This is a genomic window from Leisingera sp. ANG49, from assembly GCF_059694505.1.
The window spans coordinates 240,768-253,202 of the sequence record NZ_JCATZN010000004.1 but is presented as its reverse complement, the minus strand read 5'-3'; the positions used below and the strand labels follow the sequence as shown (position 1 = coordinate 253,202).

Here is a 12,435-nt window from a genome sequence, read left to right as displayed (position 1 = left end):
GAAGTCTTCCCGCACGATTCACATCTCTTCCGATTTAGCTCGCATTGTCCGGGTTATTGTTTTGCGGAATCGGCGCTGGGCGGCATATACCTAAGTAACCGGCCAGGACGGCCAGGAACCAGATTTTCATACGCGTGTGGTGGATAGTGGAGCACGCGGGGTGGAAGGGAAGGTCCTGATTGTCCTCAGGTCCTTCCCTTTTTCATTTCAGATCCGTGTCAGTTCAAAACAGCGTCAGCACCAGTCCGGCCGCCGCGCAGGCCAGCGTCGCATAGCCGCTATCAATCAGCGTCAGTTTCACCGGCCGCATTCCGTACATGTTGTTGAGCGCAATCCAGGGGCTGATGAAGAACAGGCCGATGCCGGCGCCGCCGACCAGGCCGGCGCCCAGGGTTTCGATGCCTGACAGGCTGAACACATGGCGCATCATGCCAACGACGATCAGCTGCAGCACAAAGGCCATGGCAAAGATCATCGGGCTTTGCCCGCCCTTCGGTTTTCCGGTCTCGTCGCACTCGACGCCAGATGCCTCGACCCAGGGCTTGGCCAGGGCGCCGTAATACGCGGCGCCGAGGGCAAACGCGGCCGCAGCCGCTACAATCACGCTTAAAAATCCCATGATGCTCTCCTCAATGGTTTCAACCACTTGAGAGCAGATTGGCAGATCAGCTGGGATCTGTCTCCCCCAAGGCGCAAATAGCGGCCCATTCTGCCTCGCTCACCGGCTGGACGGACAGGCGGGAATTCTTCACCAGAACCATCTCTTCGAGCCGCGGGTCGGCTTTGATCTTATCCAGGCTCACCGGCTTGGCGAAGGGGCGCACCGCCTTGATGTCGACGCACTCCCAGCGGTCGTCCTCGGTGGTGCTGTCGGGATGCGACTCGGCGCAGACCTCAACGATGCCGACCACGGATTTCTCTTTCTGCGAATGATAGAAAAAGCCGCGGTCGCCAATCTTCATCTCGCGCATGAAGTTGCGCGCCTGGTAGTTGCGCACGCCGTCCCATTCCTCCCCCGCATCCCCTTTGGCAACCTGGCCATCCCAGCTCCAGGTGGAGGGTTCGGATTTGAACAGCCAGTAACGCATCAGCCGATGACCTTTTTCCAGGTGATCAATTCGACAGCTTCAAACAGGCCGGCCTTGTTGTAGGGGTCATTTGCCGCCCAGGCTTCACCCGCTGCCATGTCTTCGACGTCCAGAATAACCAGAGAGCCGGCCATATTGCCATCCTGATCCAGGAGCGGGCCGGCTTGGGCCACGGCGCCGGTGTCGTTGATATAGGCCAGATGGGCGTCACGGTTGTCCAGCCGGGTCTGCAAATGGCCGGGTTTGTCGCGGGCGATCAATGCGATGAGCATTTTATTCCTCTTTTAACGGTCTTTTAAGCAAATGTGCCGCTGCCTCGCCGATCGTCAAGCGCTGATCTACCAAATTGGTTACCGTGAGCGTGACTGGCATATCCAAGGCCATCCGCTGGGCCTGCTCTGCCACGGCCCGCGCGGTGGCTGCCCCTTCCACCGTGATGCTGGGGTCAAATTCCTCTCCGCGGCCGATGGACAGGCCCAGCCGGTAATTGCGGGACAGGTCAGATGTGCAGGTGAGCGCTAGATCGCCGAACCCCGAAAGCCCGCCCAGGGTTTCCGCCTTGGCACCGCAAGCCAGAGCCATGCGCTGCATCTCCGCGTAGCCCCGGGTCATCAGCGCCGCTCGGGCGCTGTCGCCGAGCCCGGCGCCAATCACGGCTCCGCAGGCAATTGCCATCACGTTCTTCAGGGCACCGCCGATTTCCGCGCCGATAGTGTCGGTGGTCCGGTAAAGGCGCAGGTTGGCTGTGGTCAGCTGCTCCTGCAGTTTCTTGCACAGCTCCGCATCGCCGCAGGCCAAAGTCAGCGCAGTTGGCAGGCCTCTTGCAATATCCGCCGCAAAGCTTGGCCCTGTCAGCAGCGCGGCCTGCACTTCCGGCAAAACCTCGCGGATAACGGCCACCGGGCCAAGCCCGCTGTCCAGCTCAATTCCCTTGCAGCAGGCAACAAGCGTTTTTCCTGCCAGATGCGGGCCGTACTCCTCCAGCACACCGCGCAGCGTCTGCATTGGCACCGCCAGCAGCAAGACTTCGGACTGGCAGGCCTCAGCAATATCCGCGGTGACAGTGAGGTTTTCCGGCAGTTCCACACCGGGCAGACGGGTGCCGTTGCGGCGGCTGTCCTGCATCGCCTGGGCCTTCATCGCGTTGCGCGCCCACAGGGTCACCGGCCCGTTGCCGGCCAGCGAAATTGCCAGGGCGGTGCCAAAGGCGCCCGATCCCAGTACCGAAATGCTCATGCTTTGGCTCCCTTGCGGCCGGATCCGATCAATGCCGGGCTGCTCTTGTCCAGCGGCCAGCGGGGGCGGGCGGTCAGATCCAGCCCGTCACGCGCACCCGCCTTGAACCGCTCCAGCCCGGCATAGGCGATCATCGCGGCATTGTCCGTGCACAGCCGCAGCGGCGGAGCGGTAAAGGCAGCGCCTGCTTCTGCGCAGACCGTCTCCAGCGCGGCGCGGATAGCTGTATTTGCCGCCACACCGCCGGCCACGGCAATGGCCGGCTGCTCCGGCCGTTCCTCCAGATACAGGCGGATCGCACGGCGGGTTTTTTCCGCCAGGGTATCAACCACAGCAGCCTGAAACCCCGCACACAGGTCGGCTCGGTCCTGACGGGTCAGGCCGCCTTTCTCTGCTGCGATCTGATCCCGCATCCGCATCAGAGCGGTCTTCAGGCCGGAGAAAGACAGATTACAGTCCGACCGGTCCAGCAAGGGCCGCGGGAAGCGGAACCGCTTGGGATCACCCTGTTCCGCCTCAGCCTGCACCGACGGCCCGCCCGGTTGCGGCAGCCCCAGCAAGCGGGCGGTCTTGTCAAAGGCCTCGCCCGGCGCGTCGTCAATTGTGCCGCCCAGCCGGGTGAAGTCCTCCGGACCGCGCACCAGCAGGTACTGGCAGTGGCCGCCGGAAACCAGCAGCATCAGATAGGGATAGGTGATCCCGTCCGTCAGCCGCGGCGTCAGCGCATGGCCCGCCAGATGGTTCACGCCAATGAGCGGCAGGCCGGTCGCCGCAGCGATCCCCTTGGCGCACATCACGCCGGACATCACGCCGCCGATCAGCCCCGGTCCGGCCGTGACGGCCACCGCATCCATGTCCTTCAGGCTCAGCCCGGCATCTGCCAGCGCATCGCGCACGCAGATGTCCAGCTTTTCGGCATGGGCGCGCGCCGCAATTTCCGGCACCACGCCGCCAAAGGCGCTGTGCAGCTCGGTCTGGCCAAAGACAACCGAGGACAGAACCTCGGGCCGCGCATCCGCAGCCTGCCGCACCACGGCGGCGGCGGTGTCGTCGCAGCTGCTCTCCAGCCCCAGAATTGTCAGGGTCTTCGTCATAGCCTTACCGTTGCATCAAACTGCCGCCGGGGCTACCACCGAAGCGGGTTGCAAACAATCCCGGGAGCCCTGTGATGGTGCCGTTGCTGATCACACGACCGCTGAAAGCGGCAGAGCGTTTCGTTGCTGGGCTGCCTGCGGCGGCGCTGGCCGGAATTCGGGTGATTTATACCCCGCTGATGGAAATTCAGCAGGTGCAGGCACCGATTGAACTGCGCGGCGTCAAGGGAGTGATTTTCACCTCAGCCAACGGCGCCGAAGCCGCTTCACGTGAAACCCTTGTGCGGCTGCCTGCCTATTGCGTCGGGGAACGCACGGCGCAGGCTGCGGCAGAAATGGGCTGGCAGGCGGAGTTTCTGGGGCAATGTGCCGACGAGCTGACGGCTGCACTGCTGCAAAAGCGCCCGGACGCGCCGCTCTTGCATCTGCGCGGTGCCCATGCGCGGGGGGCGATCGCGCAGCGGCTGACAGATGGCGGCCTCCCCTGTGAAGAGCAAATCGTGTATGATCAGGTGCTTCTGCCGCTGACGGAGGAGGCGCAAGCCGTGCTTGCTGCGCGAAATGACGCGATCGTGCCGCTATTTTCACCCAGGACTGCGCGCCATTTTGCCAATCTCTGCGGGGATGCCTCGCATTTGCATCTGATTGCGCTTAGCGAGGCAGTTGCAGAACCGCTGAATGGCTTGAATTGCAAGGAGTTGCGCGTAAGTAAGGCGCCGGATGCACCGGCCATGGCCGCGGCTGTCCTTGATGCCGCAGCGCAGCTGTCCCGGCTTGAGGGCGAGGGGCGCGCGGAGTAGGGTCCAGCAGGTTCGCAGGAATGAATTTTTAGGAATCGAGGGGGAGGCCGGCGTGGCTGACAAGAAAAATCCGGAAGACGTGATTGAGCCCGGCCCCGGTGAAACCAAGCCGGTTGAGGATGCTGCAGAGACCTCTGAACGGGATGCGGCGGATGAAACCAGTGCCGAGACTGTTGACTCCTCTGAGGATGTAGGGTCGCCGGTTTCCGAGACCGAGACCGAGACCGAGACCGAGACCGAGACCGAGACCGAGACCGAGACCGAGACCGAGACCGAGACCGAGATTTCGCCCTTCGGCCAGGACACCGCTGCGGAGCGGGAAGAGGCTTCGGTTGAGCCGCTTGCCGCAGCGGAAGCGCCCCGCGAAATTGAACGCGTGGTCGAAAAGCGCGGCGGTTTCGGCGCTGCGGTTCTGGGCGGTGCCGTGGCTGCGGTGATCGGCTTTGTGGCCGGCCAGGGCGGCTGGCTCGACAGTGTCCTGCCTGCGTCCATGCGCGGCGGCGTTGATCTGACCGCGCTTGAGACCGGCCAGACAGAGTTGCAGGCGGCCCTTGCCGAACTGAAACAGCAGGTTGAGGCCAATCAGGCGCCCGACCTTGCACCGCTGGCCTCGCGCATTGACACCCTGACGGCAGAAATTGAGCCGCTGAAGAACGCACCTGCTCCGGATGCGGCTTTGCGGGCGGATCTGGACGCACTGGCCGCCCGAATCTCCGCGCTGGAAACCCGGCCGCCGGAAGGCGCCTCGCCCGAGGCTGTGGCCGCGTTTGAAACCGGACTGGCCAAGCTGCAGGACAGCCTTGCCGCGCAGCGCGCTGAAGTCGAGCAGATGCTGGCCGAGGCTCAGGCAATGGATGCCGCCAGTGCCGAGGCTGCCCGCATTGCCAGCGCCCAGACCCAGCTGGCGCAGCTGCGGTCGGCCCTGGACAGCGGCAACAGCTATGCCGCCAATGTGCAGGAGCTTTCGAACCTCGGCGTGGACGTGCCCGCGGCCCTGTCCGGCCCGGCAGACAGCGGTGTCGCCACCATCTCCTCCTTGCGCGACAGCTTTGCCCCTGCGGCGCGGGAGGCGCTGGCCGCAGCCCGCGAAGAAACCAAGGGCAGCGGCGGCCTGCTGGACTACGTGAACCGGCATTTGGGTGCCCGCTCTGTGACTCCGCAGGAAGGGGACGGCCCGGATGCGGTTCTGTCCCGTGCCGAGGCCGCAGTGGCCGCAGGCAAGCTGCGGGATGCGCTGAATGAAGTGACCGCATTGCCCGAAACGGCCCGTGCCGCCCTGTCCAATTGGGAAGCCGCGGCAAATGCGCGGGTGGCTGCCGTGACGGCGGCCGCTGAACTGGCCCAAAGCCTGCAAGCCAAATAAGGAAGCCGCCATGCTCTGGTCGTTGTTGAAGATCCTCGTATTTGTCGCAATCGTCGCGCTTCTGGCTTTCGGGGGCCGCCTGCTGATGGAAACCGCCGGCGGGATGCAGATCACCGTCGCCGGCACCGAATACACGCTGAGCGCGCTGCAATCGGTCATTGCCCTGGGCGTGCTGGTTGTTGGCGTCTGGCTGTTCCTCAAGCTGCTGTCGCTGCTGGTTGCCACCCTGCATTTCCTGAATGGCGATGAAACCGCCTTGTCGCGCTATTGGGACAAGGGGCGCGAGCGCAAAGGCTATCAGGCGCTGTCCGACGGACTGATGGCGCTGGCCTCTGGCGAAGGGCGGCTGGCGCTGGCCAAGGCGGCGCGGGCAGAGAAATACCTGCAGAAGCCGGAGCTGACCGATCTGCTGGTGGCCCAGGCGGCAGAAATGAGCGGCGATACCCACAAGGCGGCGGAGGCCTACAAGCGCCTGCTGTCGAACCAGCCGACCCGTTTTGTCGGGGTGCGCGGCATCATGAAACAGAAGCTTTCCGAAGGTGACACCGACACCGCTCGCCAGCTGGCCGAGAAGGCGCTGGCGCTGCGGCCCAAGCATGAGGAAATGCAGGACACCCTGCTGCGCCTGCAGGCCCAGGCCGAGGATTGGGCCGGCGCGCGCAAGACGCTGTCGACCAAGCTCAAGACCGGCACCCTGCCGCGCGATGTGTACAAGCGTCGCGATGCGGTGCTGGCGCTGTCGGCTTCAAAGGGCATTCTGGAGGAAGGCGCGACGGTCGAGCAGCAGGAGCAGGCGATCGAGGCGAACCGCCTGTCGCCGGATCTGGTCCCCGCCGCCGCAATGGCGGCGCGCGCCTATCTCGCCAAGGGCAAGAAGCGTCCGGCGGTTCGGCTGCTGAAAAAGACCTGGGAAAGCCAGCCGCATCCGGATCTGGCCCATGCCTTTGCCGAAATCGAACCGGAGGAAACCGCCGCCGAGCGCGTCAAACGGTTCGACCAGCTGGCGCGTATCAAGCCGCTGAATGACGAAACCCGGCTGGTGATGGCGGAGCTCAACATCGTTGCCGAAGACTTTCCCGAAGCCCGCCGCTGGCTGAATGACCTGGCAAAACGGGCGCCGGATGCTCGGGCGCTGACGCTGATGGCCGCAATCGAGCGCGGTGAAGGCGCCAGCGACAAGGTGGTGCAGGGCTGGCTGGCCAAGGCGCTGACCGCGCCGCGCGGACCGCAATGGGTCTGCGACAGCTGCAACCACATCCACGCGGAATGGGCACCGGTCTGCGAGCATTGCACCAGCTTCGACACCCTGTCCTGGAAGCGCCCGGAAACGCCGGAGGTGGCCAGCCATGCAGCGGCCCACATGCTGCCGCTGATCACCGGAGCGCTTGAGGACAAGACTGCGGAGCCGGTCGAGGATGCGGAGATTGTGGACGCGGCGGAGGGAGCTGACGACGCGGCACAGGATGCTGTCAAAGAGGTGAACTGACACCGGTCCCGGATCAAATGAAGGCTTTTTAAGAACGGCAGGCGCGTCCTGCCGTCTTTCATTTTGCACGGCTGAAACGGCACGCTACCCGCAAGCACAGATGTCTCTCGCTGGCAGTGTTCAGTTGTTTTTCGGGGAATGGTGCCCAGGAGAGGACTCGAACCTCCACGTCCATACGGACACTAGCACCTGAAGCTAGCGCGTCTACCAATTCCGCCACCTGGGCAGGTGTCGTGAGACGGGCGTATAAGCAGCTTGCCGGGGGGCGTCAAACGGATTCTTCAGGATTTTCCGCCCTGGACTTTCAGGTCGTGGCCGCAGGGGCCAAAAAACTGATGCAGGCAGGCCGGTTGAGCCGTTGCAGCGGCCATTTGCGCCTTGTTCGGCGCCTCTTGCGGCGCTAAGGCATAGGGGCAGCTAAGTTCAGGAGCCAAAAGATGTCCAAACTGGTCACGATCTATGGCGGATCCGGTTTCGTGGGCCGCTACATCGCGCGGCGCATGGCCAAGGATGGCTGGCGGGTGCGGGTCGCCGTGCGCCGTCCCAATGAAGCCATGCATGTGAAGCCTTACGGCGTTCCGGGCCAGGTGGAGCCGGTGTTCTGCAACGTCCGTGATGACATGTCGGTCGCATCTGTGATGCAGGGGGCAGATGCAGTGGTGAACTGTGTCGGCGTGCTGAACGAGCTGGGCAAAAACACCTTTGGCGCCATCCATGCAGAGGGCGCGGGCCGGATCGCGCGCATCGCGTCGCAGCAGGGCGTTGCCAATCTTGTGCATATCTCGGCCATTGGCGCCGATGCGGATGCCGCCAGCGAATATTCCCGCACCAAGGCCGCCGGCGAAACTGCCGTGCAGCAGCATTTCCCGGGTGCGGTGATCCTGCGTCCCTCGGTGATCTTCGGGGCTGAAGACGGCTTTTTCAACCGTTTCGCCGGCATGACCCGCCTGTCGCCCTTCCTGCCGATTGCTGCGGGCGGCACCCAGTTCCAGCCGGTGTTCGTGGATGATGTGGCCAAGGCTGCGGTCAAGGGTGCGCAGGGCGAGGCTGAAGGCGGCGTTTACGAGCTGGGCGGCCCGGAGGTGAAAACCTTCCGCGCGCTGATGGAGCAGATGCTGAAGGTGATCCACCGCCGCCGAGTCATCCTTTCGCTGCCGGGATTTGCGGCGAAACTGGTGGCCTTCGGCTTTGACATGCTGCAGTTCGTCAGCTTCCAGCTGATTGACAACAAGATGCTGACCCGCGATCAGCTGAAAAGCCTGCGGTCGGACAACGTGGTTGCGGATGGCGCCAAGGGGTTTGCGGATCTGGGCATCGACCCGGTGACCGTTGGCTCGGTGCTGCCGGACTACCTGTGGAAGTTCCGCCCCTCTGGCCAGTATGACGAGATGACCGGCTCTGCCCGCAATCTGCGCAACGGCACCTGATCTGCGGAACACTTTTCCGGATTTAGGGATTTATGAGCGCGGGGATTGCCCCGCGCTTTTCGTTTGCGGATCAGCTGCCGTAGGCGATGGTCAGCAGCACGATGCCCAGGATCACCCGGTAGATCACATAGGGCGTGAAGCTGACGGAGCGCAGCAGCCGCATCATCAGGCTGAGCGCCGCCAGTGCCGAGACCAAGGCCAGAACGGCGGCAATGCCGGCATCGCGCATCAGCGCTGTGTTGGCTTCCAGCGCCACTTCGGTTCCCAGCAGCACGCCCGAGGCGATAATGGTCGGGATCGACATCAGCATGGCAATGCGGGCCCCGTCCTCGCGGGTATATCCCAACTGCCGCGCGCCGGTGATGGTGATGCCGGAGCGTGAGGTGCCCGGGATCAGGGCCAGCATCTGCCACAGCCCCATGATCAGCGCATCGCGCCGGCCCCAATCGCCGGCCTGTTTCACTTCGGCGCCTTTCTGGTCGGCCCAGTAGAGCACCAAACCAAAGCCCAGCATGGTCCAGCCGATCACGGTGATCGACCGCAGACCATCGCTGAGGCCGGTGAAATGCAGCAGGGCGCCGAACAGGACGGTGGGGATGGTGGCCACGATCAGCCCCATGGCGAGCCGGGATCCCGGCGTGTCCGTGCGGCCGGTCAGGGCGCGGGGCAGGCCGATCAGCCCGTCACGCACGTCGCTCCAGAAATAGATCATCACCGCGGCCAGGGTGCCGACATGCACGGCGACGTCGATCACCTGGCCCTGGTCCTCAAGTCCCGTGAGGCCGGGCAGCAGAATCAGGTGGCCGGAGGAGGAAACAGGCAGGAACTCGGTGATGCCTTGGATCAACGCAACCAGGATAAGCTGGAAAAGCGGCATGCTGAAATCGTCCTTCGCTGGCCGCGGATGGGCCGTAAACTATCGCGACTCTGTATAAATCCCGCCTCTGGTTTGGAAAGCGGATATTAAGGTCCGATATGGACCTAAAAATTCTGTACATTTTCCCGAAACACGGTATCAGGAATAAAGCGCTGGCAAAATAGGTCAGCATAGTTGACATAAAAGCGTATCAGTACCTGCAAGGGTGCCTGCGCAGCCAGACAAACGATGGAGTCCAGCCCGTGGCCAAGCAACCGATGCTGAAATTTGTGCAGATCGAACGCGACATGCCTCAAAAGCGTGACGCGAGTGTACGCAAGGAAGACTTCAATGAGATTTACGCGGAGTACGCTGCTGCCAAGGCAGAGGAGCAGGCCAGCCGCTGCAGCCAGTGCGGTGTGCCGTACTGCCAGAGCCACTGCCCGCTGCACAACAACATCCCCGACTGGCTTCGCCTGACCGCAACCGGCCGCCTGGAAGAGGCCTATGCCACCTCGCAGGCCACCAACACCTTCCCGGAGATCTGCGGCCGCATCTGCCCGCAGGACCGCCTGTGCGAAGGCAACTGCGTGATCGAGCAATCCGGCCATGGCACCGTGACCATCGGCTCGGTGGAGAAATACATCACCGACACCGCCTGGGAAAACGGCTGGGTCAAACCGGCCGCACCGCTGGCCGAACGCAGCGAGAGCGTCGGCATCATCGGCGCCGGCCCCGGCGGCCTGGCGGCGGCGGACATGCTGCGCAAAGCGGGTGTGCAGGTCACCGTCTATGACCGCTATGACCGGGCCGGCGGGCTGCTGATGTACGGCATTCCCAGCTTCAAGCTGGAAAAGGACGTGGTCGAGCGCCGCAATAAGCTGCTGGCCGACGGCGGCGTGACCTTTGTGCTGAATTGCAACGTGGGCGAGGACATCTCGTTTGAGGAAATCCGCGGCAAGCATGACGCGGTGATCATTGCCACTGGCGTCTATAAATCGCGCGATCTGGCGATGCCGGGCAGCGGTGCTGAAGGCATCGTCAAGGCGATCGATTTCCTGTGTGCCTCGAACAAGAAGAGCTTTGGCGACGAAGTTGCGGAGTTCGACAACGGCAGCCTGAATGCTGAGGGCAAGAAGGTTGTGGTGATCGGCGGCGGCGACACCGCGATGGACTGCGTGCGCACCTCGATCCGCCAGGGCGCGACCAGCGTCAAATGCCTGTACCGCCGCGACCGCGCCAACATGCCGGGCTCGCAGCGCGAGACCCAGAACGCCGAGGAAGAAGGCGTGATCTTTGAATGGCTGTCGGCGCCCAAGGGCTTCACCGACGAGGGCGGCAAGGTCGCTGGCGTGATGGTGCAGAAGATGCGCCTGGGCCAGCCGGACTCCTCGGGCCGCCAGGCGCCGGAGGTGATTGAAGGCGCGGATTACGTGGAAGAGGCCGATCTGGTCATTAAAGCCTTGGGCTTTGAGCCGGAGGAGCTGCCCACCCTGTGGAACCAGCCGGAGCTGCCGGTGACCCGCTGGGGCACCGTCAAGGCGGCGTTCAAATCCGGCGCCACCGAGCTGGACGGCGTCTATGCGGTGGGCGACATCGTGCGCGGCGCCTCGCTGGTGGTCTGGGCGATCAAGGACGGCCGCGACTGCGCCGAAGCGATCATCGAGAAACTGAACAGCAAGGCCGCGGTGGCCGCGGAATAACCCGGCACCCCCCGTACACCGCCTGTGCACCGGCGGGAAGAACCAGAGCAGCGCCAAGGTCAGCATTGCTGACCCAGCCAGCAAAAGGACAATGGACATGAGCGAATTGCAGGGACAGTGCATGTGCGGCGCGGTAAGCGTCACCGCGACGCCGGTTCAGGCATCCGTGACTGCCTGCCATTGCGAGATGTGCCAGCGCTGGGCCAGCGGCCCGTTCCTGAGCTTTCAGGCCGACACCGGTTACGCCGCGCTGGGTCCGGTGCGGACCTATCAGTCCTCGCAGTGGGCCGAGCGCGCCTTTTGCGGCGAGTGCGGATCGGTGCTGTGGTACCGGATGACCGCGCCGGGCAAGATGCAAGGCCAGACGCAGATGTCGGCGGGCCTGTTCGAGAACGCAGGCGGCACCGAGCTTAAGCTGGAATTCTTCATCGACGAGAAGCCCGCGGGCTATGCCTTTGCCGGCGCCCACCGGCGGATGACCGGCGACGAGTGCCGCGCCATGTTTGCCGAAACCGCTGAAGGAGAGGCCTGAGGCCCGCCCGGCCCGCTGCTGACTTGACCGCCATGCCGCTGATGATCCGCAAATCCCTCCGCCAGGCGATGTTCCGCCTGAGATCGCGCCGCCTCCACGCGGATGCGGCGGTGGAGATCCGTGCGCTGGAAGGGCGCGGCGACGGCGGCATGATCGTGTTCACCAGCTATCATGCCAACGCCGCCAAGCGCGGGCTGCTGGAATTTGCCGCCAGCGCCTCGGACGGCGGCGCGCGCCATTGCATCTTTGTCACCGACCGCCGCCAGGGCTGGTTCCAGGGCGCTGGCGTTGCGGCTGCAATCCTGCGGGCTGTTTCCGGCTATGTCCGGCAGCACGGCCTGCGCCGCCTGATGACGGTCGGGGTGTCGATGGGCGGCTACGGGGCGCTGTCCTTTGCCGCGGAGCTGGGCGCCGGCCGCGCCCTGGCGCTGGCGCCGCAGTACTGCCCGCGCCCGGAGACTTTCCCGGCCGACCGCCGCTGGATCGGGGCGCGCAGCCGGATCACGGATTTCAGCCGCCCGGCGCTGGAGCAGGCGATGGGCGGGCAGGTGCAGTACACGCTTCTGCACGGCCGCAACAATCCTGAGGATGCGCTGCACTGGCAGGCCTTCCCGCAGGGGCCCGGCATCCATCACTACCTGGCTGACCGCGACAGCCACGATGTCATCGACCCGCTGCGCGAAGCGGGCGTCCTTTACCCGGTGATCGGTGCCGTCTGGCAGGACGATCAGGACCGGGTGAAAACCCTTATGCAACGGATCCGCGCGGTGCCCCGCGCCTGGGGCGAACGCGCCCTGGATCTGCACAGTCAACCGGCCGCAGCTGCACGCTGCGCCATCAGTTAATCGGA

The 12,435-nt window shown here is 64.3% G+C and carries 13 protein-coding genes and 1 tRNA gene; 7 read left to right on the top strand and 7 right to left on the bottom strand.

Going from position 1 to position 12,435, the window contains the following annotated elements; all coding sequences use genetic code 11:
- Positions 1-223: 223 nt before the first annotated feature.
- The 5 genes from AC58NV_RS15125 to tsaD are packed head-to-tail and all read right to left on the bottom strand — an operon-like array spanning position 224 to position 3,418.
- Complete coding sequence (locus tag AC58NV_RS15125) at positions 224-619, bottom strand: DUF1761 domain-containing protein (protein WP_497227858.1); 396 nt, start codon at positions 617-619, stop codon at positions 224-226.
- A gap of 46 nt (positions 620-665) precedes the next feature.
- On the bottom strand, positions 666-1,088 hold the full coding sequence (locus tag AC58NV_RS15120) for an EVE domain-containing protein (protein ID WP_497227857.1): 423 nt from the start codon (positions 1,086-1,088) through the stop codon (positions 666-668).
- Positions 1,088-1,360: a YciI family protein gene (locus AC58NV_RS15115; protein WP_019295350.1), complete on the bottom strand. Its 273-nt coding sequence runs from the start codon at positions 1,358-1,360 to the stop codon at positions 1,088-1,090. The genes AC58NV_RS15120 and AC58NV_RS15115 overlap by 1 nt, the downstream gene beginning before the upstream one ends.
- Before the next feature lies 1 nt (position 1,361).
- Entirely contained in the window at positions 1,362-2,324 is a 963-nt protein-coding gene (locus tag AC58NV_RS15110; RefSeq protein ID WP_497227856.1) for an NAD(P)H-dependent glycerol-3-phosphate dehydrogenase, read from the bottom strand.
- Positions 2,321-3,418, bottom strand: a complete 1,098-nt coding sequence (tsaD, locus tag AC58NV_RS15105) for a tRNA (adenosine(37)-N6)-threonylcarbamoyltransferase complex transferase subunit TsaD (protein ID WP_497227855.1) — start codon at positions 3,416-3,418, stop codon at positions 2,321-2,323. Before tsaD ends, AC58NV_RS15110 begins: the two co-directional genes overlap by 4 nt.
- 74 nt (positions 3,419-3,492) lie before the next feature.
- Between tsaD and AC58NV_RS15100 the strand changes: the two genes are divergently transcribed.
- The 3 genes from AC58NV_RS15100 to AC58NV_RS15090 are packed head-to-tail and all read left to right on the top strand — an operon-like array spanning position 3,493 to position 7,067.
- Positions 3,493-4,218, top strand: a complete 726-nt coding sequence (locus AC58NV_RS15100; RefSeq protein ID WP_497227854.1) for a uroporphyrinogen-III synthase — start codon at positions 3,493-3,495, stop codon at positions 4,216-4,218.
- A gap of 52 nt (positions 4,219-4,270) precedes the next feature.
- Entirely contained in the window at positions 4,271-5,581 is a 1,311-nt protein-coding gene (locus AC58NV_RS15095) for a COG4223 family protein (protein WP_497227853.1), read from the top strand.
- A 10-nt stretch (positions 5,582-5,591) separates the two neighbouring features.
- Positions 5,592-7,067, top strand: a complete 1,476-nt coding sequence (locus AC58NV_RS15090) for a heme biosynthesis protein HemY (protein ID WP_497227852.1) — start codon at positions 5,592-5,594, stop codon at positions 7,065-7,067.
- 139 nt (positions 7,068-7,206) lie between these two features.
- Here AC58NV_RS15090 and AC58NV_RS15085 read toward each other — a convergent pair.
- Positions 7,207-7,293 (bottom strand) — tRNA-Leu (locus tag AC58NV_RS15085).
- A 211-nt stretch (positions 7,294-7,504) separates the two neighbouring features.
- Here AC58NV_RS15085 and AC58NV_RS15080 point away from each other — a divergent pair.
- Complete coding sequence (locus AC58NV_RS15080) at positions 7,505-8,494, top strand: complex I NDUFA9 subunit family protein (RefSeq protein WP_497227851.1); 990 nt, start codon at positions 7,505-7,507, stop codon at positions 8,492-8,494.
- Positions 8,495-8,564: 70 nt separating this feature from the next.
- Here AC58NV_RS15080 and AC58NV_RS15075 read toward each other — a convergent pair whose 3' ends face one another.
- On the bottom strand, positions 8,565-9,371 hold the full coding sequence (locus AC58NV_RS15075; RefSeq protein WP_497227850.1) for an undecaprenyl-diphosphate phosphatase: 807 nt from the start codon (positions 9,369-9,371) through the stop codon (positions 8,565-8,567).
- Positions 9,372-9,613: 242 nt separating this feature from the next.
- Here AC58NV_RS15075 and AC58NV_RS15070 point away from each other — a divergent pair, with 242 nt between their 5' ends.
- From AC58NV_RS15070 to AC58NV_RS15060, 3 genes are all read left to right on the top strand, one after another.
- Positions 9,614-11,053, top strand: a complete 1,440-nt coding sequence (locus AC58NV_RS15070; protein ID WP_497227849.1) for an NAD(P)-dependent oxidoreductase — start codon at positions 9,614-9,616, stop codon at positions 11,051-11,053.
- Positions 11,054-11,150: 97 nt separating this feature from the next.
- Positions 11,151-11,585 carry a GFA family protein gene (locus tag AC58NV_RS15065; RefSeq protein ID WP_497227848.1) on the top strand — a complete coding sequence of 145 codons (435 nt, stop codon included), beginning with the start codon at positions 11,151-11,153 and terminating at the stop codon, positions 11,583-11,585.
- A gap of 32 nt (positions 11,586-11,617) precedes the next feature.
- Entirely contained in the window at positions 11,618-12,430 is an 813-nt protein-coding gene (locus AC58NV_RS15060; protein ID WP_497227847.1) for a hypothetical protein, read from the top strand.
- Positions 12,431-12,435 lie beyond the last annotated feature (5 nt).

Bases quoted from the DNA above. Each gene is read 5' to 3' on its own strand.
- AC58NV_RS15115 (WP_019295350.1), bottom strand. From the start codon at position 1,360: ATGCTCATCGCATTGATCGCCCGCGACAAACCCGGCCATTTGCAGACC.
- AC58NV_RS15125 (WP_497227858.1), bottom strand. From the start codon at position 619: ATGGGATTTTTAAGCGTGATTGTAGCGGCTGCGGCCGCGTTTGCCCTC.
- AC58NV_RS15075 (WP_497227850.1), bottom strand. From the start codon at position 9,371: ATGCCGCTTTTCCAGCTTATCCTGGTTGCGTTGATCCAAGGCATCACC.
- AC58NV_RS15090 (WP_497227852.1), top strand. From the start codon at position 5,592: ATGCTCTGGTCGTTGTTGAAGATCCTCGTATTTGTCGCAATCGTCGCG.
- tsaD (WP_497227855.1), bottom strand. From the start codon at position 3,418: ATGACGAAGACCCTGACAATTCTGGGGCTGGAGAGCAGCTGCGACGAC.
- AC58NV_RS15065 (WP_497227848.1), top strand. From the start codon at position 11,151: ATGAGCGAATTGCAGGGACAGTGCATGTGCGGCGCGGTAAGCGTCACC.
- AC58NV_RS15080 (WP_497227851.1), top strand. From the start codon at position 7,505: ATGTCCAAACTGGTCACGATCTATGGCGGATCCGGTTTCGTGGGCCGC.
- AC58NV_RS15120 (WP_497227857.1), bottom strand. From the start codon at position 1,088: ATGCGTTACTGGCTGTTCAAATCCGAACCCTCCACCTGGAGCTGGGAT.
- AC58NV_RS15110 (WP_497227856.1), bottom strand. From the start codon at position 2,324: ATGAGCATTTCGGTACTGGGATCGGGCGCCTTTGGCACCGCCCTGGCA.
- AC58NV_RS15100 (WP_497227854.1), top strand. From the start codon at position 3,493: ATGGTGCCGTTGCTGATCACACGACCGCTGAAAGCGGCAGAGCGTTTC.
- AC58NV_RS15060 (WP_497227847.1), top strand. From the start codon at position 11,618: ATGCCGCTGATGATCCGCAAATCCCTCCGCCAGGCGATGTTCCGCCTG.